This is a genomic window from Streptomyces cirratus (genome assembly GCF_014650775.1).
Classification (GTDB): Bacteria; Actinomycetota; Actinomycetes; order Streptomycetales; family Streptomycetaceae; genus Streptomyces; species Streptomyces cirratus.
The window spans coordinates 31924-57866 of record NZ_BMVP01000025.1 but is presented as its reverse complement, the minus strand read 5'-3'; the positions used below and the strand labels follow the sequence as shown (position 1 = coordinate 57866).

Sequence of the window (25943 nt, the reverse complement as noted above, 5' to 3'; positions counted from 1 at the left end):
GGCGACGATGCTGGCGGGGCCTGCTGTGGTGGGGCCGCCGGCTCCGCCCGGTCCGCCGCCGGCTCCTGGTGTGCCTGCGGGTCCTGCCGGGGTTCCCGGTGCTCCCGCGGCTCCTGGCGCGCCCGGTGGCGGCGCGCATCATGCCGCGACGATGCTCGCCAACCCCGGTGTCCCGCAGCCGCCCGGCCCGCCCGGGCCGCCGCCCGGCGCGCCGCAGCACGGTCCGGCTCCCGTGGCGGCGCAGCAGCCCGGTGTCCCCACGGTGGGTCCCGGCTACCAGGCCGTGTTGCGCTACCGCGCGCCCGACGGTTCCGAGCAGCAGCTGATCCGTCGTTCGGCGCCTGGCACACCGCACCCGGAGTGGCAGATCCTGTACGAGCTGCGTGCGATGAACGTGCCGCCGCAGCAGGTGCTGGAGCTGCACACGGAGCTGGCGTCGTGCGAGCTGCCCGGTGGCTACTGCGCGCGGATGATCCGGGAGACCTGGCCGCAGGTGCGGATCACGAGCGTGGCCCCGTACGGGACGGATCACGCGAGCCGTCAGCAGGGCATGAGGCATCTGATCACCCACCAGAGCGAACTGCACCAGGTGGCGGACGGTCCGGCGCGCCCCGCGCCGGTTCGGGCGCCGCTGCCGCAGGTTCCGTTGCAGCCGGCGATCCCGCTGGAGGCGATCGCGCAGGAGCTGGCGGGGGCGTTCGGGCCGCAGGGCGTGTTCCGGTTCGAGCAGCGTGCGGTGTCCCGTCAGGGTGTGCCGGAGATCGTGGCGCAGACGCTGATGTGGTCGGGTCTGCCGGTGGACTTCGGGCCGTTCTTCTGGGCGCAGGCGGTGCCGGGTCAGCCGTTGCCGACGCTGGCGGAGCTGGCGGCGCAGCGGCAGGTGCAGGCGGCGACGGACGCGGGTTCGTACCTGGTGGTCGGCAGTGACTTCGGCAAGGCGCTGTGCGTGCAGTACGGGACGGCGCACATCGTGGCGGTTCCGGTGGAGGGCGGCCCGGGCGGGGCGCCGGTGCCGCCGCAGTTCGTGAATTCGAGTCTGCCGCAGTTCGTGCGGTCACTGGCGATGCTGGGTCAGATGTGGCGCCTGCGCCAGCATTTGACGCCGGAGCAGGCGGGGCGTTGGACCGTCGATTTCCAGGCGAATCTGGCGGGGCTGGACAGTGCGGCGCTGGCCTCACCGGAGAGCTGGTGGTCGGTGCTGCTGGAGCAGATGTGGGACGGGCTGCTCTGATCGCAGCCGTCGGCAGGTGTGGCCGGGCCGGTACCCCCGCGAGGGGTTACCGGCCCGGCCATTCCGGCTTCTGGGAGCAAATGGCGCATCCTAGACGGGAATCCCCGCGAGAGAGGCGCTTCCAGGATGAGTGCACCGATGACACCTCAGGGACCTCAGGGTTTGGCGACCACGCGCGGTCGCGGCTACCGGACGGATCAGGTCGACCGGTATCTCGCGCGGCTGTCGGGGAGCCGGGACGAGGCCTGGGAGCGGGTGGCTCGGCTGACGGTCCTGGCGAAGCGGATGGAGGCGGAGGCGCAGCGGCTGCGGGAGGCGGTGGCCTCGCTGGCGCCGCAGACGTACGACGAGCTGAGCGAGCGGGCGCGGCGGATCCTGGCGCTGGCCCAGGAGGAGGCGCAGGCCCTGCGGGAAGACGCCCGGGCGGACGCGTCGGCGACGGTGATCGCGGCGGACGCGTACGCGGAGCGGGTGGCGGAGCTGGCGCGGCAGGACGCGCACGCGGTGGTCGAGCAGACCGAGGTGCGGGCGCGGCAGGGGCTGGAGCGGGCGCAGCGCGAGGCGGAGGCGGTACGGGGCGAGGCGAGGGACGACGCGGCGCGGTGGCGGGCGGAGGCGCATGCGGCGCTGGTGGAGACGCGCCGCCGGGCGGACGTGCTGGTGGCGGAGCGGGAGCAGGAGCAGCGGGAGCGCTGGGAGGCGGCTGAGCGGGAGATCGCCGCACGGGAGGCGGAGTCGCAGGCGCGGCTGTCGGAGCTGGAACGGCACGCGGAGGCGCGGCTGTCGGAGGCGCGGCGGGGCTTCGCGGAGGCGGAGGAGGCGGCGCGGCACGGGCAGGAGGACGCCGAGGCGCGGGGGGCGGAGCTGGTCGCGGCGGCGCGGGTGCGGGAGGAGCGGGTGGGGCGGGAGACGGAGCGGGTGCTGCGGGAGCATGCGGAGGCGCAGGAGGAGATGCGGGCGCACATGAGCCATGTGCGGTCGAGCCTGGCGGCGTTGACGGGGCGGGCCCCGGCCTGAGCCCTGCGGGGCGGGGCGGGGCGGGGGCGGAGTGCGGGGTGCTGCCCGGCGCCGCCCCGTGCAGCGGCCCCGGCTGCGCCGGGCTTCGCGGGGCTCCGCCCCGCACCCCGCGCCTCAAACGCCGGCAGGGCTGGAGGGTGCGCCTGGGACGTCGGCGGGGTTGGAGGGTGCGCCTGGGACGTCGGCGGGGTTGGAGGGTGCGCCTGGGACGTCGGCGGGGTTGGACGGTGCGCCTGGAATGGCGGCGGGGGCGGTGGGGGTGGGTTGGGTCGTGTAGATGTACGGGTCGCTGCGCAGGCCGTGGGAGGTGACCGTCACGGGGAAGGGGACCTGCGGGGGGTTGGGCAGGGGCGTGGTCAGGGCGCAGGTCACGGGGTCGAGGACGGCCGGGACGGGGGTGTCGGCCACCGTCACGCGGGCGTCGTCGAAGCCGCCGCCCTCGATGGTGAGGATGCCGTCCGCGAGGGTGACGCGCGTGATCACCGGGTTGGCCCGGGTGGCCAGTTTGTTGACCAGGTAGGCGCCGGCCGGGGCTCCGGTCAGGGCCCAGATCTCCCCGGGCAGGCGCGGCAGCCCGCCGCCCACGTCGGTGAGGAAGAAGAGGACGACGTAGAGCATCGTGACCGCGCTCAGCGCCACGTACTGCAAGTCGACCAGGTCCGTGCGCCCGCTGTCGTTCGCGATCAGTTCCCGCAGCGGCCGCCGGCCCGTGGTCGTCGGCTTGGCGGCCGGTTTGGCGAGGCTGCCGTTCTGCACGCGCATCCCGACGACCGTCTTCGCCCCGATCAGTGCCAGGTAGGGGCCGCCCAGCAGCGGCAGGTACACCGTCGTCAGGTTGGACAGCGGGCCGTGTTCGCCCTGGAACCAGGTGACTCCGCCGCCTGCCGTCAGCCCGTAGGCGAGGCAGGCGAGCAGCAGCCAGACCAGGATGACGGTCCAGGCCAGGGCGAGGGTGGTGGAGGTGGAGAGCCGGCCGTCTCGGCCGGTGATGAAGGCGGGGTGGTGGTAGAGCCGCAGGGCGGTCGGGCCGGCCAGGGCGGCGAGTAAGGCCAGGGCGAGGAGTGCGGAAGTCATGGGTCCCCCGTGTGGTGGTGCCGGGCGGCGGTCGCCCTCCAGAGAGATACCCGGCCGCCCGGAGCATGACAACTCGCGGGGGCTACTCCTGGCCCGGCAGGACGGGGAACTTCCGGGGCGCCACCGTCAGCAGGATCACCAGCGCGGCGAGGGCGGCCACCGCCGCGCCGAGGAAGATGTGGTGCACGGCGGCGTTCACGGCGGCCCGCAGGTGGTCGGCGGCGGCCCGCGGGAGGAGTTCCGGCCGGTCCAGTGCCTTCGATACGTCGTCCAGGTGGTCCGGCAGTCCGGGAACGGGGGCCCGCGTCAGCCGGGCGGCGATGGTGGCGTTGGCGACGGCCCCCATGAGTGCTGCTCCCACGCTCTGGCCGACCTGCCGGGAGAACAGGACGGAGGCCGTCGTGGTTCCCCTTTCCGCCCAGACCACCGTGGACTGGACCCCGGCGATCAGCGGGAGTTGGAAGAGCCCGAGGGCGGCGCCGAGCAGCAGCATGACCGTCGCGGCCTGCCAGGGCCGGGCCGGATAGGGGAGCAGGGTGAAGGAGAACAGGACCACGGCGGCCAGGGCGACCCCGGTGGCGGCGGTGTCGCGGAAGCCGATGCGCCGGTAGACGTGCTGGGCGAAGGCGGCGGAGACGGGCCAGGTCAGGGTCATGGCGGAGGCGACCAGGCCGGCGTTGACGGCGCCGAGGCCGAGTACGGCCTGTGCGTAGGTCGGCATGAAGACCTGCGGGGCGGCCATGAGGAGGCCGAGGGCGGCCATGGCGAGGTTGACGGCGGCGATGGTGCGCCGGCGCCACACCCAGCCGGGCAGGATCGGTTCCTCGGCCCGGCGCTCGACCCGGACGACCAGGGCGGCCAGCAGCGCGCCGGTGGCCAGGAGCCCGAGGGAGGGGGCGGAGAGCCAGGGCCAGGCGACGCCGCCTTGGACGAGGGCGAAGAGCACGACCCCGCCGCAGGCGAACACGCCGAGCGCGCCCGCCCAGTCGATGGGGCCCCGGCGCCCCGGCGACCGTACGGGCTCGGTGAGGTGGCGGGCGATGACGGCGAGCGCCGTGAGGGCGAGCGGCAGGTTGAGCAGGAAGATCCAGCGCCAGTCGGCGTAGGTGGCGATGACGCCGCCCACCGCGGGGCCGCCGACGGCAGAGGTGGCCCACACGACGGTCATCCGGGACTGGATGCGGGGGCGGTCCTTGAGGGGGTAGAGGTCGGCGGCCAGGGTCTGGACCGTGCCCTGGAGGGCGCCGCCGCCCAGGCCTTGGAGGATGCGGAAGGCGATCAGGGCGGCCATGTTCCAGGCGGCGGCGCACAGCAGTGAGCCGAGGAGGAACAGGGTGATGCCGATGAGCAGGACGGGTTTGCGGCCGTAGGTGTCGGAGAGTTTCCCGTACACGGGCAGGGTGACGGTGCCGGCGAGTACGTAACCGGCGAAGATCCAGGAGAAGACGGAGAAGCCGCCGAGGTCGCCGACGATCTGGGGGACGGCGGTGGAGACGATGGCGCCGTCGAGGGCGACGAGACCCATGGTCAGCATCAGCGCGGCGACGACGGCCCCCTTCGGCCGCCCGGCCGCCGCGGCGTCCGCCCCCCGGGCCCCGGTTCGCCCGGCTCCGCCCGACTCCCCGGCTCCGCCCGCCTGTCCGGCGTTCCGGGGTCTCGCCGGCTCCCCGGAGTCGGCGGCTCCGGCCGCCTGCCCGGCCTCCCCGGGTCTCGCCGGCTCCCCGGGCCCGGCGGCGCTGGTCGCTTCCCCGGTGCCGCCGACTTGCTCCGCGTTGGCTGAAACGTTTCGTCCGGTGCGGTGTCGCACGCCCTCCCCAGGGCGGCCCTCCGCGCTCTCCCCCATGCCCACAGAAGTCCCCTCCACCGTGCACACGCGTGCGGGGAACACCCTCTCACCGGGCGCGCGCCGGCGGTATCCCCGAGGCCCGCCGTCCCGAAGGATGAAAACCCCTAGGGGTTCCTCCGCAGCATGGGCGAGGGGTCTTTCGTCCCCACGGAGGAGGTGCCGGTCTCCGGCAGGTCCTTAACTGAGTCATATGAGCGGGCCGGTGGGGGTGGGGGTAACCCCCGTACGGACACGGCGATGGGCACCAGTGCGCAGCGCACCCCCGCTCAACAGACTTGGGCCGGCGAGCTGCGCCGACCACCGACGAGGGGAAGCACCGTGACAACGGCCATGACCGAAACCAGGCAGGGGGGCACTGGGGGGCATCCCGCCGTCGCGGCCCGGGCACGCGAGGTCGTCAAGGCGTACGGCTCGGGCGAGACCCGCGTCGTCGCCCTCGACCGCGTCGACGTGGACATCCACCGCGGCCGGTTCACCGCGATCATGGGCCCCTCCGGCTCCGGCAAGTCCACCTTGATGCACTGCCTGGCCGGCCTGGACACGGTGACCAGCGGCCACATCCACCTGGACGACACGGAGATCACCGGCCTCAAGGACAAGAAGCTCACGCAACTGCGCCGCGACAAGATCGGCTTCATCTTCCAGGCGTTCAACCTCCTGCCGACGCTGAACGCCCTGGAGAACATCACGCTCCCCATGGACATCGCCGGCCGCAAGCCCGACGCCCAGTGGCTGGCGCGGGTGGTGGAGACCGTGGGCCTCGCGGGCCGCCTCAAGCACCGGCCGACCGAGCTGTCGGGCGGCCAGCAGCAGCGCGTGGCGGTGGCCCGCGCCCTCGCCTCCCGCCCGCAGATCATCTTCGGTGACGAACCCACCGGCAACCTCGACTCCCGCGCCGGGGCCGAAGTCCTCGGCTTCCTGCGGCAGTCGGTGGACGAGCTGGGCCAGACCATGGTGATGGTCACCCACGACCCGGTCGCCGCCTCCTACGCGGACCGCGTCATCTTCCTCGCCGACGGCCGCATCGTGGACGAGATGGCGAACCCGAGCGCCGACCAGGTGCTGGACCGGATGAAGGACTTCGACGCGCGCGGGCGGACCTCGTGACCGTCATGAAGACCGCGCGGCGCAACTTCGTCGCGCACAAGGGGCGCATGGCCCTCTCCGCCATCGCCGTACTGCTCTCCGTCGCGTTCGTCTGCGGCACGCTGGTGTTCACGGACACCATGAACACCACCTTCGACAAGCTGTTCGCGGTCACCAGTTCCGATGTCACGGTCAGCCCGAAGCAGCCCGACGCCGGCAAGGCGCCCGGTGACAGCGGCAAGCCCGAGGTGCTCGCCGGCCCCGTCGTCGAGCGCGTCTCGAAGATCGAAGGCGTCAAGTCCGCCGAGGGCGGCGTGATCTCGGCGGCGGTCACCGTCGTGGGCGCCAAGAACGAGAACCTCGGTTCGGACGGCGGCGCCCCGACCCTCGCGGGCAACTGGACCGAGAACGAACTCAAGTCCATGAAGATCACCTCCGGTCGGGCCCCGCGCGGCCCGACCGAGGTGATGATCGACGCCGACACCGCGAAGAAGCACCACCTCGCGCTCGGGGACGACATCCGCACGATCGCCGTCACCGGCGACAACCGGGCCAAGATCAGCGGCATCGCCTCCTTCACGGTGACCAACCCGGGTGCCACCGTCGTCTACTTCGACACCGCCACCGCCCAGCAGCTGCTGCTCGGCGCCCCCGGCGCCTTCACGCACGTCAACGTCACCGCCAAGGACGGGATCGGCGACGAGCAGCTCAAGCAGAACATCGCGAAGGCCGTCGGCGCGGACACGTACAAGCTGCAGACCGCGAAGGAAGCCGCCGACGCCAACCGCAAGAGCGTCGGCTCGTTCCTCAACGTGATGAAGTACGCGATGCTCGGCTTCGCCCTGATCGCCTTCCTGGTCGGCATCTTCCTCATCTTCAACACCTTCTCGATGCTGGTCGCCCAGCGGACCCGCGAGATCGGCCTGATGCGTGCCATCGGCGCCGACCGCAAGCAGATCAACCGCTCCGTCCTCGTCGAGGCCTTCCTGCTCGGCGTCGTCGGCTCGGTCCTCGGCGTCGGAGCCGGGGTGGGCCTGGCCGTCGGCCTGATGAAGCTCATGGGCCAGATGGGCATGGACCTGTCCACCGACGACCTGACCGTCGCCTGGACCACCCCGGCCGTCGGCCTCTTCCTCGGCATCCTCGTCACCGTCGTCTCCGCCTACATCCCCGGCCGCCGCGCCGGGAAGGTCTCGCCGATGGCCGCGCTGCGCGAGGCCGGCACCCCCGGCGACAAGCGGGCCGGCCGGATCCGGGCCGCCTTCGGCCTGGTACTGACCGGGCTCGGCGGCGCCGCGCTCTACCTCGCCTCGGCCGCCGACAAGGCCACCCAGGGCTCGATGTGGCTCGGGCTGGGCGTCGTGATGACCCTCATCGGGTTCATCGTGATCGGCCCCTTCCTCGCCGGGATCGTCGTACGGGTGCTGTCCGCGCCGGTGCTGCGGCCCTTCGGCTCCGTCGGCCGGCTCGCCGAACGCAACGCGCTGCGCAACCCGCGCCGCACCGGTGCCACCGCCGCCGCGCTGATGATCGGCCTGGCGCTGGTCGCCTGCCTGTCGGTGGTCGGGTCCTCGATGGTGGCCTCCGCGACCGCCGAGCTCGACAAGTCGGTCGGCGCGGACTACATCATCAACTCCCCTTCCGGGCAGCCGGTCGTGCCGCAGGCCGAACAGGCGATGCGGGCCGCCGCGAACCTGGACCACGTCACCGCGTACCGCGAGATCCCGGTGAAGATCACCGCGCCCGACGGGTCGAGCGCCGACGACGGCCTGGGCGCGACGGACCCCACGTACGCCAAGGACATCCGGCGCACGATGACGGCCGGCGAGCACGCGGCCGCGTACGGGCCGAACGCCATGTCGGTCGGCTCCCTCTACGCCGCCGAGCACCACCTGAGGCTCGGCGACGAGCTGACGGTCGCCTTCAACGGAGGCAAGACGGCCAAGCTGAGGATCGCGGCGATCACCAGCGACGAGGGCAACCTCGACAAGGGGATGAAGTACATCAGCACCGCCGTCGCGGAGGCGAACCTCCCGGCCGACCGGCTGCCGCGCCCCTTCATGCTGCTGGCCACGGCCAAGTCCGGCCAGGCGGACAACGCGTACGAGGGGGTCAAGGCCGCGCTGGCGCAGTACCCGCAGTACAAGGTGCTCAACCAGGCCGACTACAAGCAGGTCCTGCGTGACCAGGTCGGACAGCTGCTGAACATCGTCTACGGGCTGCTCGCCCTCGCCATCATCGTCGCGGTGCTGGGCGTCGTGAACACCCTGGCGCTCTCGGTGGTCGAGCGGACCCGGGAGATCGGTCTGATGCGCGCCATCGGTCTCTCCCGCCGTCAGCTGCGCCGCATGATCCGCCTGGAGTCGGTGGTCATCGCCCTGTACGGAGCGCTCCTCGGGCTCGGCCTCGGCATGGGCTGGGGCGCGACTGCGCAGCGGCTGCTGGCCCTCGAAGGGTTGAAGGTGCTGGAGATCCCCTGGCCGACGATCCTCGGGGTGTTCGCCGGCTCGGCCCTGGTGGGCCTGTTCGCCGCACTGGTCCCGGCGTTCCGGGCGGGGCGGATGAACGTACTGAACGCGATCGCCACCGACTAGATGTTCGACGGGGAGCGCGACATGGCCGTTGGCACTGGTTGATCGACTCGATGGTCTGCCGCAGCGGCTCGAACAGGTGCGCTCCGGCTTCGTACTCGCAGGCAATCCCTTCAACTCGTTCATTTCCGGGTGGAGATCGCCACGACATCGGATGGGGGAACGGTGCATTCACCGGACAGCGTGCTCGTGCTCGGCCCGGGCGGGCCCGTTGGTACCGCCTGGATGGGCGGACTCGCCCACGGCCTGCGCGGCCTGGGAGTCGACCTGGGCGCGGCGGACCTGGTCGTCGGCACCTCGGCCGGCGCGATCGTGGGCGCCGCGCTGGCCACCGGCCAGGACCTCGCGCACTTCGCCGACCCCGCCGGCAGCGGCGGCGACGGTCCCCGGCCGCCGCAGGCCGATCCGCAGCGCATGGGTGAGGTCTTCGCGGTCCTCGGGGCCGGCCTGCCGCCGGAGGAGGCCCGCCGGCGGGTCGGGCGGCTCGCCCTCGACGCGGCCGATCCGGATGCCGAGCAGGCCTTGGTCGCGGTGCGACGCCGGCTCGTCGGTACGGACGCCTGGCCGGCTGAACGCCGCCTGCTCATACCTGCCGTGGAGGCGGAAGGCGGCGAGCCGGTGGTCTGGGATCGCGACAGCGGCGTCCCGCTGGCGACTGCTGTCGCGGCCTCCAGCGCTTTCCCGGGCGCGGCGCCTCCCGTCTCGATCGCCGGGCGCCACTACATCGACGGCGCGCTGCGGGCCGGCACCAACGTGGACCTCGCGGCCGGTGCGCGCACGGTGGTCGTCGTGGAGCCGATGGCGCGTCAGGCTCCCGGGCAGGAAGCGTCGGCCGCGCCGGGCGCGCAGACGGTGGTGTCGCTGTTCCCGGACGAGGCATCGGCGGCGGCGCTCGCCACGGACCCGTCGGACCCGTCGGCGTGGGTGCCCGCGTTCCGGGCGGGGCAGCTGCAAGCCGCTGCCGCGCGGGAGCAGCTGGCCGACTCCTTCGGTCACTGACCGCGACGGCACCCCCTGGCGGGGCTGGTACGGGAGGCGTTCGCCACGGGGGTACACCGGCCCCGGTCCCGCCCGCGAGGGCGTGGCCGGGGCCGGTGCCGTGTCCCGTCCGGGGTCCGCGTCACAGCCGCTGGAGGACGATGACCCCGCCGGCCTCGCCGAGCACCCCGAACCGGGCGCCGGGATGCAGGTGGCGGGCGTAGGCGACCGGGTCGTCACCGGCCCAGCCGGAGGAGGTGTCGAAGGCGACGAAGGCCGGGAGCACGCCCGGGGCGGAGCCGATCCAGTAGACGCGGCAGCGCGAGGTCAGCCGGGACAGCGGCGGGGTGTCGGCCTCGACGCTGGCCCCGTCCGGGATCCGGGCGAGGAGCCGGTCGGCCTCGGTGACGCGGGCCGGAGTGGTGTACGTGGAACGGTGCCCCAGCCGTTCCAGGGGAAGGGTCGTGGCGCTGAGGGCGAGGCCGGCCGCCAGGAGGGCCCCGGGCAGCTGGACGGCGTAGGCGCGCAACCACGGCCGGGCGGCGCGCCGGGCCGGACCGAGGGCGTCGGTCAGGGCGAGCGCGGTGACCGGCATGAGGACGGCGCTGTAGTGCCAGTCGGTGGACCAGTAGTGGTCGTCGCCGGACAGGAACCGCCAGCCGAGGGTGGGCAGCGCCACCAGCAGCAGCGGGGAGCGCAGCGCCAGCAGCCCGGTGGTGGGGACCAGCACCCAGGCGAGCGTGCCCAGCTTGGTGGCGAGCCCGGCGGTCGGCGAGACGCCCCCGACCTTCTCCCAGTAGGCGTAGCCGCTGCCGAAGGCCGGTATCACGACGGTGAACACGAGGACGGCCGCCAGCACGCCGAGGACGGCGGTCAGGGCGGCGGCCAGGGCGGCCCGCCGGTCGGTGCGCCGGGCCCGCCGGGCGACGAGCAGCGCCAGAGCGGCGAGGGTGAGGCCGAGGTCCTCCTTGACGAGGAGCAGGGGCAGCCCCCACAGCAGCGCGGCCCTCGGGCGGCCGGCGAGCAGCGCCTCCAGCGCGAAGGCGAGCAGCGGCACGGCGAAGCAGACCTCGTGGAACTCGAAGTCGACGGCCCTCTGGACGCCCCAGCTCAGCCCGTACGCGGCGCCGACGCACAGGCCCTGGGCCCGGCCGAGCGCACGGGTCGCGGCGCGGGTGACGGGTACCGCGGAGACGGCGAACAGGGCGGCCTGCGCGAGGAGCAGCGTGGCGGGCCCGGGGAAGACCCGGTAGAGGGGAGCGAGCAGCGCGATGACGGGGCTGAAATGGTCGCCGAGGATGTTGGCGCCGGGGCCCTTGAGGTCGACGACGGGCGCCTGGAGGTGTGCGTACGCCCTGACCGCCTGCTCGAAGATGCCCAGGTCCCAGGAGGTGGCCTCCATCCTCCGGTGGCGGGAGAGGGAGAGCGCGGCGTACGCGCAGAACAGCAGGGCGGCCAGTGCGTACGGCTCGGCGCGTCGCGGGTGCCGGCCCGCCGCGTCCCGGGCGACGGCGGCGGGCCCGGCTATGGCGTCAGTCGTCACGCGGTGGTGCTCCCTCTGCCGGTCGGGGTCGGGCGGGGGGTGATCCCTTGCGGCGGGGCGACGCGGCACGTTCGGTCGGTGGTTCCGGGACATCGTAGGGGCGCGGCGGCAGCGCGGAGCCGGACGGGACCGCCGCGGCGGCAATCCCTCGCGCGGGTGTCGGTCCCGCGTCGTACGCTGGGAGCCCCCGGCCCGTTCACGTGTCGGGTCCTTCGCGTTGCCCCTTCACCGGACGGAAAGCCTCCTTCATGAGCCTGCACGGACTGCTCGACGCCGTCACCCGGGACCCCGCCCTCACCGAGGCGGTCGCGGCGGCCGGGGACGGCAACCGGATGCACGTCGACCTGGTGGGGCCGCCCGCCGCCCGGCCCTTCACGATCGCGGCGCTCGCCCGGCGCACCGGGCGGACAGTGCTCGCGGTGACCGCCACCGGGCGCGAGGCGGAGGACCTGGCGGCCGCGCTGCGGTCCTTCCTGCCCGCGGACGAGGTGGCGGAGTACCCCTCCTGGGAGACGCTGCCGCACGAGCGGCTCTCCCCGCGCAGCGACACCGTGGGCCGGCGGCTCGCGGTGCTGCGCCGGCTCACGCACCCCAGCAAGGACGACCCGGCCGCCGGTCCCGTCAGCGTCGTGGTCGCGCCGATCCGCTCGGTGCTCCAGCCGCAGGTCAAGGGGCTGGGCGAGCTGGTGCCGGTGAGCCTGCGGCAGGGCGAGAGCGTCGATCTGGGGCAGGTCACCGAAGCGCTGGCCGCCGCCGCGTACGCGCGCGTCGAACTGGTGGAGAAGCGCGGCGAGTTCGCGGTGCGCGGCGGCATCCTCGACGTGTTCCCGCCCACCGAGGAGCACCCGCTGCGCGTGGAGTTCTGGGGCGACGAGGTCGAGGAGATCCGCTACTTCAAGGTCGCCGACCAGCGGTCCCTGGAGATCGCCGAACACGGGCTGTGGGCGCCGCCGTGCCGGGAGCTGCTGCTGACCGGCCAGGTGCGCGAGCGGGCGGCGGCGCTGGCCGAGGAGCACCCGGAGCTCGGCGAACTGCTGAACAAGATCGCCGAGGGGATCGCGGTGGAGGGCATGGAGTCCCTCGCGCCCGTACTCGTCGACGACATGGAACTGCTGATCGACGTCCTGCCGGCCGGGTCCATGGCGGTGGTCTGCGACCCCGAGCGGGTCCGGACGCGGGCCGCCGACCTGGTGGCGACCTCGCAGGAGTTCCTCATGGCGTCCTGGGCGGCGACCGCCGGCGGCGGCGAGGCCCCCATCGACGTCGGCGCGGCCTCGCTGCGCGGCATCGCGGACGTACGGGAGCACGCGCGCGAGCTGGGCATGATGTGGTGGTCGGTGTCCCCCTTCGCCGCGGACGAGGAAGCGGCCGGGAGCGACACCCTCAAGCTGGGCATGCACGCCCCCGAGGCGTACCGCGGCGACACCGCCCGTGCCCTCGCCGACACCAAGGCGTGGATCGCCGACGGCTGGCACACCGTCTACCTGACCGAGGGCCACGGCCCGGCCGCCCGCACCGTGGAGGTGCTCGGCGGCGAGGGCATCGCGGCCCGCCTGGAGGCGGACCTGCGCACCCTGGAGCCGTCGATCGTGCACGTGTCGTGCGCCTCGCTCGACCAGGGCTTCGTGGACCCCGCGCTCAAGATCGCCGTCCTGACCGAGACCGACCTGACGGGCCAGCGCACCGCCAGCAAGGACCTGGGCCGGATGCCGACCCGGCGCCGCAAGTCCATCGACCCGCTCACGCTGGAGACCGGCGACTACATCGTGCACGAGCAGCACGGCGTGGGCCGCTACATCGAGATGGTGCAGCGCACCGTCCAGGGCGCCACCCGCGAGTACCTCCTGGTGGAGTACGCGCCCGCCAAGCGCGGCCAGCCCGGCGACCGGCTGTACATCCCCACCGACCAGCTGGAGCAGGTCACCAAGTACGTCGGCGGTGAGGCCCCGACCCTGCACCGGCTCGGCGGCGCGGACTGGACGAAGACGAAGGCGCGCGCGAAGAAGGCCGTCAAGGAGATCGCCGCCGACCTGATCAAGCTGTACAGCGCGCGGATGGCGGCCCCCGGCCACACCTTCGGGCCGGACACGCCCTGGCAGCGGGAACTGGAGGACGCCTTCCCGTACGCGGAGACCCCCGACCAGCTCACCACCATCGCCGAGGTCAAGGAGGACATGGAGAAGTCCGTCCCCATGGACCGCCTGGTCTGCGGCGACGTCGGCTACGGCAAGACCGAGATCGCGGTCCGCGCGGCCTTCAAGGCCGTCCAGGACGGCAAGCAGGTCGCCGTCCTCGTCCCCACCACCTTGCTGGTGCAGCAGCACTTCGGGACCTTCTCCGAGCGCTACAGCCAGTTCCCCGTCAACGTGAAGGCCCTCTCCCGCTTCCAGTCCGACACCGAGGCCAAGGCCACCTTGGAGGGGCTGCGCGAGGGCTCGGTGGACGTGGTCATCGGCACGCACCGGCTGTTCTCACAGGAGACGAAGTTCAAGGACCTGGGCCTGGTCATCGTCGACGAGGAGCAGCGCTTCGGCGTCGAGCACAAGGAGCAGCTCAAGAAGCTGCGCGCCAACGTCGACGTGCTGACGATGTCCGCGACGCCGATCCCGCGCACCCTGGAGATGGCGGTGACCGGCATCCGCGAGATGTCGACCATCACCACCCCGCCGGAGGAGCGCCACCCGGTCCTGACCTTCGTCGGCCCCTACGAGGAGAAGCAGATCGGCGCGGCCATCCGGCGCGAACTGCTGCGCGAGGGCCAGTGCTTCTACATCCACAACCGGGTCGAGTCCATCGACCGGGCGGCCGCGAAGCTGCGTGAGATCGTGCCCGAGGCGCGGATCGCGACGGCGCACGGGCAGATGTCCGAACAGGCCCTGGAACAGGTCGTGGTGGACTTCTGGGAGAAGAAGTTCGATGTGCTCGTCTCCACCACGATCGTCGAGTCGGGCATCGACATCTCCAACGCCAACACCCTCATCGTGGAGCGCGGCGACAACTTCGGCCTCTCCCAGCTGCACCAGCTGCGCGGCCGCGTCGGCCGCAGCCGCGAGCGAGGGTACGCGTACTTCCTCTACCCGCCGGAGAAGCCGCTGACCGAGACCGCGCACGAGCGGCTCGCGACGATCGCCCAGCACACCGAGATGGGCGCCGGCATGTACGTGGCGATGAAGGACCTGGAGATCCGCGGCGCGGGCAACCTGCTGGGCGGCGAACAGTCCGGGCACATCGCGGGCGTCGGCTTCGACCTGTACATCCGCATGGTCGGCGAGGCCGTCGCCGACTACCGGGCGGCGGTAGAGGGAGGGGTGGAGGAGGAGCCGGCGCTGGAGGTGAAGATCGAGCTGCCGGTCGACGCGCACGTCCCGCACGACTACGCGCCCGGCGAGCGGCTGCGCCTGCAGGCGTACCGGTCCATCGCGTCGGCGAACTCCGAGGCCGACATCAAGGCCGTGCGCGAGGAGCTGACCGACCGCTACGGCAAGCTGCCCGAGCCGGTGGAGAACCTGCTGCTGGTGGCGGGGCTGCGGATGCTGGCCCGCGCCTGCGGGGTCGGCGACATCACCCTCCAGGGCAACAACATCCGCTTCGGGCCCGTGGAGTTGCGCGAATCGCAGGAGCTGCGGCTCAAGCGGCTCTACCCGGGGGCGGTGCTCAAGCCCGCCACCTCACAGGTGCTCATCCCGCGGCCGAAGACCGCGAAGGTCGGCGGGAAGCCGCTGGTCGGGCGGGAGCTGCTGGGGTGGACCGGGGAGTTCCTCACCACCATCCTCGGCTCGTAACACCCGGCGCGAGGCGGTCCGGACCCGGTGTCCGGGCCGCCTCGCCGCGGATCGTGCGGCGACCGTACAACGGTTGGGCACATCCCCTCACCATGGCCGGAAACGCTGTATACGCTCATACCCGCAACCCTTCCGCACGGCCCGTCAGGAGCACCGATGCACCCCCCCGGCATCCCGCCGCAGCATCAACACCGGCCCAGTACCGAGGGCGTGGTGGCGCTGCGCGTGCTGTTCGCGCTGCTGCCGGTCCTCAGCTGCGGATTCCTGGCCTGGGGCACGATGCTGCGGCTCGCGATAGTGACCCGCGCGACCCGTGACTGGACGCTGCTGGCGCTCAGCTGCCTGCTGTCCGTGGCCTCGATCGCGCTGATCGGCGCGGACCCGACCCCGGACACCAGCGGCTGGCAGGGCAACGCCGGCGCCGGCATCATCCTCCTCACCGGCTTCGCCACCTGCGTGTACTTCCTCGTCGCCGACATCCGCCACCACGAGAAGCGGGCCCCGGCCCCCGCCGCGCACTGGTACGCCGCGCAGAACCCGCCCTACCCGGGACCGCAGCAGCAGACCACGCCCGCCTACGGCTACCCGCCCGTGCAGCCGCCGGTGCAGACGCCGCTCCCGACGCCCCCGCCGCCGCAGGTGCCGCCGCAGCCGACCCCGCCCCCGCGCATCGGGCAGGTCCGCGCCGAGCTCGACGAGCTGAGCGAACTGCTGCGCAAGCAGACCCCGCCGCCCGGCGGTCCCCACCACGACCCGGACCGGACCGCCGTGCAGGGCCCCGAGCAGTGACCGACCGGCTCATCGGCGAGCGCTACCAGCTCGCCTCCATCCTCGGCCAGGGCGGCATGGGCCAGGTGTGGACCGCCTACGACCGTCGCCTGGACCGCCGCGTCGCCGTCAAGCTGCTGCGCCCCGACAAGGTCGCCGGTCCCGGTACCGTCGCCGAGGAGCTGCGCCGCCGCTTCGTGCGCGAATGCCGGGTGACGGCGCAGGTCGACCACCCCGGCCTCGTCACGGTCCACGACGCGGGCAACGACGGCGACGAACTGTTCCTGGTGATGGGCCACGTCGACGGCTCCAACCTCGCCGACCACCTCGTGGAGCACAGCCCCTACCCGTGGCAGTGGGCCGTCGCCGTGACCGCGCAGCTGTGCTCCGTGCTGTCGGCGGTGCACGCCGTGCCGATCGTGCACCGCGACCTGAAGCCCCGCAACATCATGGTCCGGCCCGACGGCACCGTGCTGGTGCTGGACCTCGGCGTCGCCTCCGTGATGGACACCGACACCACCCGTCTCACCAACACCGGCACCCCCATCGGCAGCCCCGCCTACATGGCCCCCGAGCAGGCCATGGGCGGCGCGGTGGGCCCGTACACCGACCTGTACGCGCTCGGCGTCCTGCTCTACGAACTCCTCAGCGGCAACGTCCCCTTCGCCGGGTCGACGGCGCTGGGCGTCCTGCACCGGCACCTGTACGAGCCCCCCGCGCCGGTGCGCCGCGTGCGGCCGGAGATCCCGCACGCGCTGGAGGCCGTACTCCTGCACCTGCTGGCCAAGGACCCGCAGGACCGGCCCGCCTCCGCGCAGGCGGTCTACGAGTCCCTCGCGCCGCTGCTGCCCCGCCAGGGCGGCGCCCCCTCCGGACCGCTCGACCCGACCCGGCCGTTCCTGCGCCCCCAGGCCCCCTGGCCCGACCGCGCCACCGCCGCCCTCCAGCCCCCGCCGCAGCCCCCGGCCGCGCCCCGGCCGGACATCCCGGGAGCGGTGGACGAGGCGCGCAAGCTGCTGGACCAGGGGCAGCTCACCCAGGCCGTGGACATCCTCGGCGGCATCCTCCCGGCGGCCGCCGCCGAGCACGGGGAGCACTCGCCGGTGGTCCGCTCGCTGCGCAAGCAGTACGCGGCCACCTTGATGGACGACGGCCAGTACCGCCGGGCCCTGCCCGAACTGCGCTGGCTCGCCGAGCAGTTCCCGGCCGGGGACACGCAGTCGCTGCGCTTCCGCTACGACGCCGCACAGTGCCTCGAACAACTCGGGGAACCGGCGGCGGCGCTCGCCGAATACCGCTCCCTGCTCCCCCTGTTCGAGAACCACTACGCCAACCCGGACCCGGGCCTGCCGCTGGAGGTCCGGCGCCGGATCGCGCACCTGCTGCTGTCCATGGGCGACCGGGCCTCGGCCCACGACACCCTGGTCCGCCTCCTGTTCGACGCGGACCGCCTCCACGGGCCGGCCCACCCGCTCCCCTCGGAGATCCGCCGCACCCTCCAGTGGCTCGGGCAGGTCCGCTGACTCACCCCCGGCGCCGGCGCCGGGTTGCCCGTACGGTCACCACCAGCAGGGCCGCCACCGCGAGGGCCGAGCCCGCCGGCAGCCCCGGGGGCAGGAAGGTGCAGCTCACCGTGGTCGCGCGGCCGTCCAGCGGGACGGCGACGAGCCCCAGGCGCGCCCCGGCCGGCCGCCCGTCGCAGCTCCAGCCGGCGATCGCGGGCGCGGCGAGGACGGCGGTGCCCGTGGTGCCCGGGCGGAAGGTGGCCCGGGCCCCCGACGCCCCGACCCGCACCGCGACCGGCGCCGACGCGCGCAGCGCCGCCACCGCCGCGTCCAGGCGGGCCCGGTCCAGGCAGGACAGCAGCCATCGCGCGGGCTCGGGGGCGTCGAAGACCAGGGCCGAGGAGGCGCCCCGGGAGGGGCCCATCGGCTGGAGGGCGGCCCGGTTGCGCGGGGGAGTGGAGTTGAGGCGGAACGCCGGCCCGTCCGCGAGGCGGGCGGTGGCGTTGTACTGCGGCGCCCACAGGAACGCCTCGGTTCCCGCACGGCACACCCCGGGCGCGACGGGGTCCTCGTAGACCCGGGAGCCCAGCAGGAGTTCCTGGTTGGCGAAGGGGGATTCCCCGTAGGACGGCGCCGGCCCCGGCGGGCGGAGCGTGACCAGCGGAAGGGTGCCGGCGCGGGTGACCGTACCGTCGGGCCGAAGGCGGGCGCCGACCGAGAACAGGGCGTCCGTCACGGGGTTGTCCAGGCTCTGGACGTTGCGGCCCCGCGAGGTCCAGCCGGCCCCCAGGGCGACCATCGTGCGGGTGAACACGTCAGGGGTGTGACTGCTGTAGTAGGCGCCGCCCTCCCCGCCCAGCAGCAGCGGGTCGTTGCCCGTCAGCGCGGGCCTGCCCGGGTCGGTCCGGTACGCGGGCCAGCCCTCGGCGCGGGCCAGCGCATCGGCGCGGGCCGAGTGGGCGGGCCCCCAGGAGGGGTAGTCGTCCAGGCCGCGCAGCGTCCCCTGGTGCCCGTACGCGGTCGTCGCCGCGGCCTGCGCCACCAGTACCAGCGCCAGCGCGGCGGCCGCCGGCCAGGCGGGCCGGCCGCGGCGGCCGAGCACCCCCCAGGCGGCCACCGCCAAGGCGCCCCCGGCGCCGAACAGGGCGAACCCCCAGCCCGTCGCGAGCCCGCTCGCGGCCGCCCCGAGCGCGACGGCGGCCAGCACCCCCGCCCCCGAGGCCAGGGCCGGGAGGCGGGGCGGGCCCGCCGCCAGCGCCGTCCAGGCGGCGATCACCACGATCCCGGCGAGGACGAAGGTCTGCCGGTACGGGCTGCCGTTCGGCGTCGCGAAGACGTGCCAGGCCAGATGGGTCGGCGCCCACTGGAGCGAGAGCAGCACCGCCACCACCAGACCCGCCCACCACAGCCGGACCCGTACCGGCAGTGCGCGGTGGAAGGGCAGGGCGGCCGCGAGCAGCAGTGTCCCGGTGCCCACGAACAGTGCCGGGGAGGAGAAGGAGTAGGTGGCGGGCAGCAGCCGCGCCAGCAGATCGGCCGCCGGTACCGGCCGGAACTCCTTGAACCAGCCCGGGTAGGCCTGCTTCGAGCTCAGGAACACCGGCAGTAGGACCGGCGCGGACAGCGCCACCCCCAGTACTGCCGTCACCGCCGCCCGCCCGCACACCCGCAGCCGTTCCCGCACACCGTCCCGGGTCAGCACCACCCGTACGAGCAGCACCAGCGCGGCGCCCAGCGTCGCCATGTAGGCGGTGTAGAAGTTCGCCGTCCAGCAGAGCGCCACCACCGCCGCCCCCGCCACCGGCCGCCGCCCGCGCAGCGCCCACTCACCCGTCAGACACAGGAGCGGGAAGGCGATCAGGCCGTCCAGCCACATCGGGTTGTATGACGCCTCGATCACCGACCAGCCGCACAGCGCGTACGAGGCGCCCAGCAGCCCCGCCGCCCACCACGGACCGGGCCGCTGCGTGCGCAGCAGCCACGCCATCGCCGCCCCCGCCGCGGCCGTCTTGAGCACGGTGACGACGTACACCGCCAGGTCGATGTCCGTGCGCGGGAACAGCCCCACCAGCACGGCGAACGGGCTGCTCAGGTACGTCCCGTAGTCCGGCAGGAAGCTCGTGCCGTACCCGGACTGCCAGTTGAGCAGCATCCCGCCCTCGGCGCGCCCGTGCAGCAGGTCCCACAGGTGCGCGTGGAAGGGCACGAACTGGTTGCCGAGGTCGTTGACGCTGCGGTGGCGGTGCCCGTACGGGAAGACGCGCGCGAGGGCGTCCCCCGCGCACACGGCCGCCGCGGTGGTCAGGGCGGCGAGTACCGCACCCATGAGGGAGGTGCGGCGCCGGGAGCGGTGCGGTGTCGACATGGTGGGCCGACCCTGACAGCGGCACCGGTCCGCGCGGTGACCGCCGGGTGGCGCCGGCACGAACAGGCGCCGCCCGGCGCGGACGGAGAGCAGCCCGGCGCGGACGGAGAGCAGCCCGGCGCGGGCGGGCGCCGCACCCCGACACCGGTGGTAATCGTTGGTCGAACCGGTGGCTCGGAACCCCCCGACTGCATACCATCGATCACCGCACGGCCTTCTTGTGCATTGCCGCACAATCTCCCGGCCCTGGAGGCTCCTTTGCACCGTCGCACAGCGCTCTCCGTCTCCGCCGCCCTGCTCGCGGCGGCTCCCCTGCTGTCCGCCTGCTCCGGTCAGCCGCATCCCGGCACGGCGGCCGTCGTCGGCGGCGAGCGCATCACCACCTCCGCCCTCCAGGACCAGGTGAACGAGGTCCGCAGCGCGCAGAACCGTTCCGAACAGGGCGCCCAGCTCATCGAGGCGACGCCCCGCCTGGACCGGTCCAAGCTGAACCGGATGATCCAGACCGCCGTCCTGGAGCGCGCCGCGAAGGACGCCGGGGTCACCGTGACGACCAAGGAGATCGAGGACGTCCGCAAGGCCCAGCTCCAGCAGGCGGGCACTCCCGCGGCGCTGGAGACGGCGGCCCTCCAGCAAGCCCAGCTCGCCCCCGACCAGATGGACGCGGACACCCGCTTCAAGCTGCTGCGGGACAAGCTGTTCGAGCACTACGGCAACCAGGACAAGGCGCTGGAGAGGCTCGGCGCCGCCGCGAAGGCGCTGCACGTCCAGGTGAACCCGCGCTACGGCCACTGGGACGCGCGGCAGATCCTGCTCGGCGACGAGACGACCCCGTGGATCACCCAGCAGACCCGGCCCGAGCAGGCCCCCGCCGGGGCCTGAGCCGTGGGCGCGGGGGTAGGTTCGGAGGGTGACTGAGCACGCGCCGCCCTCCGAGCCCACCGGCCGCATCGTCTTGCTGACCACCAGCCACCGGGTCGCCCCCGGCCTGCTGTCCTGGTCGGCGTGGCAGACCCTGCACGCCGCCGACCGGGTGCTGTGCGCGGACCCCGGCCACCCGCAGCTGCCGTACCTGCGCGAGGCGGGCGTGGAGGTGGAGCACGAAGACCCCGACGCCCACGCCCTCGTAGGGGCGTGCGCCGGCGGCCGCACCGTCGTCGTGCTGCCGGTCGGCGAAGGCGACCGGCGGCTCACCGACGGACTGGCCCGCCTGGCCGGCTCCGGCCGCATCGCCATGCCCGACCTGGAGCTGATGCCCGGGTCCTACGACCTGCCCGGTGCCCGCCTCCTCGACCTGGTCCAGGTGATGGACCGGGTGCGCCGCGAATGCCCCTGGACCTCCCGCCAGACCCACGAGGGGCTGGTGAAGTACGCCATCGAGGAGGCGTACGAGCTGGTCGAGGCGATCGAGGCGGGTGACCGCGAGGAGCTGCGGGAGGAACTGGGCGACGTCCTGCTCCAGGTCTTCTTCCACGCGCGGATCGCGCAGGAGGATCCGGACGAGCCGTTCTCCATCGACGACGTGGCCGGGAACCTGGTCGAGAAGCTGATCCGGCGCCACCCGCACGTCTTCGGTGACGAGGCCGCCGAGACCCCCGAGGACGTCAGCGCGCACTGGCAGCGCACCAAGGCGGTGGAGAAGCAGCGGGAGTCGGTCACCGACGGCGTTCCGCTGGGCCAGCCCGGTCTGGCGCTCGCCGCCAAGCTGGCGGGCCGCGCCAGAGCGGCCGCCGTGGAGGCGGAGCTGCCCCGGGGCGAAGGAGTCGGCTACGAACTGCTGGAACTGGCGGCGCGCGCCGAGGCGCAGGGCATCGACCCCGAGACGGCGCTGCGCGCGGCGGCCCGCGCCTACCGGGCGGCGATCCGCGCGGCGGAAGGCGTCGCAGCGGAGTAGGTAAAAGGAGCGGAGTAATAGAGGAGCAGGCGTCAGGGCCGGCGGGGCGCCCGGGCCGCCGGGTTGTGCCAGTGCGGTGACGGCCGGCTGAGGAACCACTCGCCGAAGCCGAGGGGCCGCCCGTTCGGGCCGTGCCCGCCACCGGCCCCCGGCACGGGCACGGTGTCGTGGAAGACGCGCGCGGGATGTGCGCCGAGCCCCTCCAGGAGCCGGCCGGTCTCCCCGATGAACTGCGCCGGCCCGCTGAGGTAGACGTCCTGCTCCCACCACGGCCCCTGGTGCCCGAGCACGGTCGCCAGCCGGCCGGTGGCCTCGGCCCGGTGCCGCCCGGGCGCCGGGGTGATGCAGGTGACGGCGAGCCACCCGAAGGCGGCGGCGTACGCGTCGATGAACGGGCGGTCGTAGAGGTGCGCGGCGTCCCGCGCGACCACGAAGAGCCGTACGCTCTGGTCGGGCGGATGCTGCGCGAGCTCCTCCAGCAGGGCCCGGACCGGGGCCCAGCCGGTGCCGGCGGCGATGAGCGTGACGGGCCGGCCCTCACGGCGCAGGGTCAGCCCGCCGCCCGGCGCGCCCAGCCGCAGCAGCTCGCCCGGGTCCGTGCCGGCGACCAGGACGGTGCTGAGCCGGCCGCCCTCGATCCGGCTGACGTGCAGGTCGACCGTCCCGTCGGCGCGGGGCGCGTTGCCCAGGGAGTACGTGCGCCAGGTTGCCGGGACGCGGTCGCTGCTCACGCTCACGTACTGGCCGGGCCGGTAGCCGAGCGGGGCGTGCGGTCGCAGGGTCAGGACGGCGAGGTCCTGCCCGTGGCGCAGCCGGCGCACGATCTCGGCGTCCCACCAGGGCGGGTCCTCGCTCTGCTCGGCCGCGGCGGTCATCACCCCGGCGATCACCCGGTACGCCTCGGCCCAGGCCCGTGCCACGGCCGGGGTCCACGCCTCACCGGCGGCCTCGGCGAACGCGGCGAGCAGGCTGGTGCCGACGGCCGCGTACTGCTCGGGTCCGGCGAGGAACTTGCGGTGGTCGCGGCCGAGGTCGCGGAGGTGGGGGAGGAGGGACTCGCTGTCCAGATGGGCGATGACATGGGTGAGGGCGGCGAACAGCCGGTCCCGCTGGCGCTCCATGTCCTCGGCGGAGGCGGGGAAGAGCCCGCGGATCTCGGGGTGGTGCCAGAAGAGGTGGGAGTAGAAGAACCTGGCCGCGTGCTCGGCGCGTCTCTCCACCACCGCGAAGCTGCTCTTCAAGATCCTCACGTCCACAGGACCGAAGTAGGAACGGCGGACGCGGCCCCGTCAAGGGATGGCGCATCTACGGCCAGCCCGGACGAACCGGCCATAGCGGATGACCGGCCGGCGGCCGGGATACGGTCGAGGGGTGCACGAGCCGACTCCCGCAGCCCCCGAAGACCCCGCCTCCCCCCAGGGCCCCACCCTGTTCGACTGGGAGTTCGCCACCGACCCGTACCCGGCGTACGCCTGGCTGCGCGAGCACGCGCCCGTGCACCGCACCAAGCTGCCCAGCGGGGTCGAGGCCTGGCTGGTGACCCGCTACGCCGACGCCCGTCAGGCCCTCGCCGACCAGCGGCTCAGCAAGAACCCGGCGCACCACGCGGAGCCGGCGCACGCCAAGGGCAAGACCGGGATCCCGGGCGAGCGCAAGGCGGAGCTGATGACGCACCTGCTGAACATCGACCCGCCGGACCACACCCGGCTGCGGCGGCTGGTGTCGAAGGCGTTCACCCCGCGCAGGGTCGCCGAGTTCACCCCGAGGGTGCAGGAGCTGACCGACCACCTCATCGAGCGGTTCGAGAGCAGGGGTGAGGCGGACCTCATCCACGAGTTCGCGTTCCCGCTCCCCATCTACGCCATCTGCGAGATGCTCGGCGTCCCGCGCGAGGACCAGGACGACTTCCGTGACTGGGCCGGGATGATGATCCGCCACGGGGGCGGGCCGCGCGGTGGTGTCGCCCGCTCGGTCAAGCAGATGCGGACGTACCTCGGCGAACTCATCCACCGCAAAAGGGACGATCTGGGTGACGACCTCATCTCGGACCTGATCCGGGCCAGCGACCACGGCGACCACCTGACGGAGGCCGAGGCCACGGCGATGGCTTTCATCCTGTTGTTCGCCGGTTTCGAGACGACTGTCAATTTGATCGGCAATGGGCTGCATGCCCTTTTCATGAACCCCGATCAGCGCGAGCGGCTCCAGGCCTCGCTCGCCGCCGGGGAGAGCGCCCTGCTGGCCACGGGCGTCGAGGAACTGCTGCGCTACGACGGCCCGGTGGAGCTGGCGACCTGGCGTTTCGCCACCGAGCCGTTCCTCCTCGGTGGGCAGCACATCGCCGCCGGCGACCCGGTCCTGGTGGTCCTCGCGGCCGCCGACCGCGACCCCGAGCGGTTCGCGGATCCGGACACCCTGGACCTGTCCCGCAGTGACAATCAGCACCTCGGGTACGGCCACGGCATCCACTACTGCCTCGGCGCTCCGCTGGCCCGGCTCGAAGGGCAGACCGCCCTCGCGAGTTTGCTGATGCGTCTGCCGGATCTGGAACTGGCTGTTCCGCCTGCGGACCTGCGGTGGCGCGGCGGACTCATCATGCGTGGCCTGCGCACGCTTCCGGTCCGCTTCACACCCCGAAACGTATGAGGGCGTAACCGGACACCACCTGACCCCAAGTCAGTTACCGGCCGAACTTGTGACATGCGTTCGAAGGCGGCTAGGTTCTGCCGTTACCCCGCCGTTATGCGAAAGGTGCACTACATGCGTTCCGGGAACGGCCGCCACAGACGCCCCCGCCAGGTACCCGCCCTCGTCGTCACCGCCGGAGTCACGGGCTCCGCGCTGGCGCTGCCGCTGCTCGCGGCCACCAACGCCTCGGCCGCGGACACGTCCACCTGGGACAGCGTCGCCGAGTGCGAGAGCGGCGGTACCTGGAGCGCCAACTCCGGCAGCGGAGCCTACGGCGGGCTCCAGTTCACGCAGGAGCAGTGGAACAACGCGGGCGGGCTCGAATTCGCGAAGCGCCCCGACCTCGCCAGCCGGTCCCAGCAGATAGCCGTCGGCGAGCGGGTGCTCGCCTCGCAGGGCCCCCAGGCGTGGCCGCTGTGCGCGGCGTCGTCCGGTCTGGTCAAGGACGGCCCCGCCGCCGACGTGGACCCGGGCGCACTGGGATCCCCGCGGCAGGTCGCCCCCAGCCCCTCGCGCCCCGACGCCGCAGTGCCGGGCTCCGGCTCGGCCGACCCCGCCACCGACTTCGGCGCGCCCACCCCGGCCGCCCCGGCCCCCGCCGCTCCGGGCCCGTCGGCCACGGCGCCGTTCACGCTGCCCATCGCGCCGCTCGCGCCCAACAGCGGACTGCCCGTCATGCCCGACCCGGACCCCGTGACGCCGACGCCGACGCAGCCGGGCGACCCGAACGCCACCGTGCCGGCGACCCCCACCGCCCCGGTCACTCCGACCGTCCCGGGCGCGCCGGGGACCCCCACCACGCCGTCCCCCTCCGGGACGCCCACCACGCCCGCCGTCCCGGCCACCGGAACCCCGTCCGCCACCCCGAACGCGCCCTCGGCCGACTCCGCGACGGAGGGCGGCGGCAAGCACCGCGGCCCGGCCGCGGTCGAGACGCCCGTGGCGCCTGACGCCGCGTCGGGCCCCACCTACACGGTGAAGGCGGGCGACAGCCTGACCGCGATCGCCGACGCCAAGGGGCTCAAGGGGGGCTGGAACGCGCTCTACCAGGCCAACGAGCAGGTCATCGGCAGCGACGCCGACCTCATCAAGCCCGGTCAGAATCTGGATCTAACCAAGAAATAACGGGCACTTCGGACGGTCGTAAAGACCTGAATGCCCGTTATCCGCAAGTGAGACATGCGTCTCTTCCGGTCAACTGGCGTGTCTCGTACCGAAGCTCCCGCAAACCCCGCCCTCACCTGCGAAAACGCCCCTAAGCGGAACGCAAGCAGGTCGATTTCTCCCCGATGTCCCTCGTTGAACATCGGGGAGAGACCTGTCTACCTTCTGAATCGCTCGCCACCGCGAGCTCCTTCGACCGCATCGCCGAATCCTGCCGGCGGACGGAGGGAACAGTCGTCGCGTAAAGCGCCGAAGGCAGGAGCGGGGGAACCAAGGTAGGCGCCGGGCCCGGCCGTTGAGAGACGGTCACGGAACCGGCTAGGGGTTAAGCCGCGCGCTGGTCGCGCGGCCGGGCAACTCACTCGCCCGAACCCGACAGCTCACCTCGTAGGCGTCGGTGAGGAGAAACTC

At 73.5% G+C, this 25943-nt stretch carries 17 protein-coding genes and 1 riboswitch; of the genes, 12 read left to right on the top strand and 5 right to left on the bottom strand.

Annotation, left to right across the window (positions count from 1 at the left end):
• Both IE207_RS31510 and IE207_RS31505 read left to right on the top strand, forming a co-directional pair.
• The coding region (locus IE207_RS31510; protein ID WP_190187757.1) for an SUKH-4 family immunity protein at window positions 1–1231 on the top strand (1231 nt) is incomplete at its 5' end.
• A gap of 162 nt (window positions 1232–1393) precedes the next feature.
• The gene (locus IE207_RS31505; protein ID WP_308433697.1) at window positions 1394–2248 is read left to right on the top strand and encodes a coiled-coil domain-containing protein; all 855 of its coding nucleotides are present in this window, start codon (window positions 1394–1396) and stop codon (window positions 2246–2248) included.
• Window positions 2249–2362: 114 nt separating this feature from the next.
• On the opposite strand, the gene IE207_RS31500 is transcribed toward IE207_RS31505, so the two are convergent.
• Together IE207_RS31500 and IE207_RS31495 are read right to left on the bottom strand one after the other, a co-directional pair.
• Window positions 2363–3322 (bottom strand): hypothetical protein, encoded by a 960-nt coding sequence (locus IE207_RS31500; protein ID WP_229874207.1) that lies wholly within the window; start codon window positions 3320–3322, stop codon window positions 2363–2365.
• 82 nt (window positions 3323–3404) lie between these two features.
• Window positions 3405–5165, bottom strand: coding sequence for an MFS transporter (locus IE207_RS31495; protein WP_190187755.1), 1761 nt, complete (start codon window positions 5163–5165; stop codon window positions 3405–3407).
• 333 nt (window positions 5166–5498) lie between these two features.
• Between IE207_RS31495 and IE207_RS31490 the strand changes: the two genes are divergently transcribed.
• The 3 genes from IE207_RS31490 (at window position 5499) to IE207_RS31480 (ending at window position 9844) form a co-directional block, all read left to right on the top strand.
• Window positions 5499–6275 (top strand): ABC transporter ATP-binding protein, encoded by a 777-nt coding sequence (locus IE207_RS31490; RefSeq protein WP_373304803.1) that lies wholly within the window; start codon window positions 5499–5501, stop codon window positions 6273–6275.
• The gene (locus tag IE207_RS31485; RefSeq protein ID WP_190187753.1) at window positions 6272–8848 is read left to right on the top strand and encodes an ABC transporter permease; all 2577 of its coding nucleotides are present in this window, start codon (window positions 6272–6274) and stop codon (window positions 8846–8848) included. The genes IE207_RS31490 and IE207_RS31485 overlap by 4 nt, the downstream gene beginning before the upstream one ends.
• 162 nt (window positions 8849–9010) lie before the next feature.
• A complete protein-coding gene (locus tag IE207_RS31480) occupies window positions 9011–9844 on the top strand; it encodes a patatin-like phospholipase family protein (RefSeq protein ID WP_229874205.1) in 834 nt (277 codons plus the stop codon).
• A gap of 121 nt (window positions 9845–9965) precedes the next feature.
• On the opposite strand, the gene IE207_RS31475 is transcribed toward IE207_RS31480, so the two are convergent.
• Window positions 9966–11366, bottom strand: coding sequence for a DUF2079 domain-containing protein (locus IE207_RS31475; RefSeq protein ID WP_229874203.1), 1401 nt, complete (start codon window positions 11364–11366; stop codon window positions 9966–9968).
• Between the two features lie 248 nt (window positions 11367–11614).
• Between IE207_RS31475 and mfd the strand changes: the two genes are divergently transcribed.
• The 3 genes from mfd (at window position 11615) to IE207_RS31460 (ending at window position 17439) form a co-directional block, all read left to right on the top strand.
• On the top strand, window positions 11615–15148 hold the full coding sequence (mfd, locus tag IE207_RS31470) for a transcription-repair coupling factor (protein ID WP_190187751.1): 3534 nt from the start codon (window positions 11615–11617) through the stop codon (window positions 15146–15148).
• Between the two features lie 156 nt (window positions 15149–15304).
• Entirely contained in the window at window positions 15305–15937 is a 633-nt protein-coding gene (locus tag IE207_RS31465) for a hypothetical protein (RefSeq protein WP_190187750.1), read from the top strand.
• Entirely contained in the window at window positions 15934–17439 is a 1506-nt protein-coding gene (locus tag IE207_RS31460) for a serine/threonine-protein kinase (RefSeq protein ID WP_190187749.1), read from the top strand. Before IE207_RS31465 ends, IE207_RS31460 begins: the two co-directional genes overlap by 4 nt.
• Window position 17440: 1 nt before the next feature.
• On the opposite strand, the gene IE207_RS31455 is transcribed toward IE207_RS31460, so the two are convergent.
• Window positions 17441–19786 (bottom strand): YfhO family protein, encoded by a 2346-nt coding sequence (locus IE207_RS31455; protein ID WP_190187748.1) that lies wholly within the window; start codon window positions 19784–19786, stop codon window positions 17441–17443.
• Between the two features lie 258 nt (window positions 19787–20044).
• Here IE207_RS31455 and IE207_RS31450 point away from each other — a divergent pair, with 258 nt between their 5' ends.
• Both IE207_RS31450 and IE207_RS31445 read left to right on the top strand, forming a co-directional pair.
• Window positions 20045–20668, top strand: coding sequence for a SurA N-terminal domain-containing protein (locus IE207_RS31450; RefSeq protein ID WP_190187747.1), 624 nt, complete (start codon window positions 20045–20047; stop codon window positions 20666–20668).
• 28 nt (window positions 20669–20696) lie between these two features.
• Window positions 20697–21680: a nucleoside triphosphate pyrophosphohydrolase gene (locus IE207_RS31445; protein WP_190187746.1), complete on the top strand. Its 984-nt coding sequence runs from the start codon at window positions 20697–20699 to the stop codon at window positions 21678–21680.
• A 32-nt stretch (window positions 21681–21712) separates the two neighbouring features.
• Here the strand turns inward: IE207_RS31445 and IE207_RS31440 are convergent, their stop codons facing one another.
• A complete protein-coding gene (locus IE207_RS31440; protein WP_229874201.1) occupies window positions 21713–22930 on the bottom strand; it encodes a globin domain-containing protein in 1218 nt (405 codons plus the stop codon).
• A gap of 121 nt (window positions 22931–23051) precedes the next feature.
• Between IE207_RS31440 and IE207_RS31435 the strand changes: the two genes are divergently transcribed.
• Window positions 23052–24326, top strand: a complete 1275-nt coding sequence (locus IE207_RS31435) for a cytochrome P450 family protein (RefSeq protein ID WP_190187744.1) — start codon at window positions 23052–23054, stop codon at window positions 24324–24326.
• Window positions 24327–24440: 114 nt separating this feature from the next.
• Window positions 24441–25493 (top strand): LysM peptidoglycan-binding domain-containing protein, encoded by a 1053-nt coding sequence (locus IE207_RS31430; RefSeq protein ID WP_190187743.1) that lies wholly within the window; start codon window positions 24441–24443, stop codon window positions 25491–25493.
• A gap of 276 nt (window positions 25494–25769) precedes the next feature.
• A riboswitch (cyclic di-AMP (ydaO/yuaA leader) is annotated at window positions 25770–25941 on the top strand.
• Window positions 25942–25943: the final 2 nt, after the last annotated feature.

Coding starts and splice junctions, on each gene's coding strand:
- IE207_RS31495 (WP_190187755.1), bottom strand. CDS start 5,165: ATGGGGGAGAGCGCGGAGGGCCGCCCTGGGGAGGGCGTGCGACACCGC.
- IE207_RS31500 (WP_229874207.1), bottom strand. CDS start 3,322: ATGACTTCCGCACTCCTCGCCCTGGCCTTACTCGCCGCCCTGGCCGGC.
- mfd (WP_190187751.1), top strand. CDS start 11,615: ATGAGCCTGCACGGACTGCTCGACGCCGTCACCCGGGACCCCGCCCTC.
- IE207_RS31430 (WP_190187743.1), top strand. CDS start 24,441: ATGCGTTCCGGGAACGGCCGCCACAGACGCCCCCGCCAGGTACCCGCC.
- IE207_RS31455 (WP_190187748.1), bottom strand. CDS start 19,786: ATGTCGACACCGCACCGCTCCCGGCGCCGCACCTCCCTCATGGGTGCG.
- IE207_RS31465 (WP_190187750.1), top strand. CDS start 15,305: ATGCACCCCCCCGGCATCCCGCCGCAGCATCAACACCGGCCCAGTACC.
- IE207_RS31490 (WP_373304803.1), top strand. CDS start 5,499: ATGACCGAAACCAGGCAGGGGGGCACTGGGGGGCATCCCGCCGTCGCG.